General features: G+C 47.0%; 1 rRNA gene. It reads left to right on the top strand.

From position 1 onward, the window contains the following. Positions 1-218 precede the first annotated feature (218 nt). Positions 219-553: ribosomal RNA gene (locus WH279_RS00035) — 23S ribosomal RNA — on the top strand; the annotation flags it as partial.

Genomic DNA, 553 nt, shown 5'->3' on the forward strand with positions numbered 1-553 from the left:
AGCTCCACCATACTGTTTTTCTAAATAAAATACTTCAGAGTGTGCTGGATAACAGTATGCTGCGAAGTATTATGCTCTTTAACAATCCGGAACAAGCTGAAAATTGAAACGACATGTCGTTTTCATTATCCGTAATAAGAATGAAATCCACGACATGTTCGAGTCTCTCAAATGCTTACAACAGACAATGTGTTCTTCGGGACGCTTGTGGGTTGTGAGGTTAAGCGACTAAGCGTACACGGTGGATGCCTAGGCAGTCAGAGGCGATGAAGGGCGTGCTAATCTGCGATAAGCGTCGGTAAGGTGATATGAACCGCAACAACCGACGATACCCGAATGGGGAAACCCAGTGTGTTTCGACACACTATCATGTCATGAATACATAGTGGCATGAGGCGAACCGGGGGAACTGAAACATCTAAGTACCCCGAGGAAAAGAAATCAACCGAGATTCCCCCAGTAGCGGCGAGCGAACGGGGAACAGCCCAGAACCTGAATCAGTTTGTGCATTAGTGGAAGCGTCTGGAAAGTCGCAGGGTACAGGGTGATACTC

Origin of the sequence: Erwinia sp. MYb375 (genome assembly GCF_037479175.1) — a bacterium.
In the GTDB taxonomy this organism is placed as follows: Bacteria; Pseudomonadota; Gammaproteobacteria; order Enterobacterales; family Enterobacteriaceae; genus Erwinia; species Erwinia rhapontici.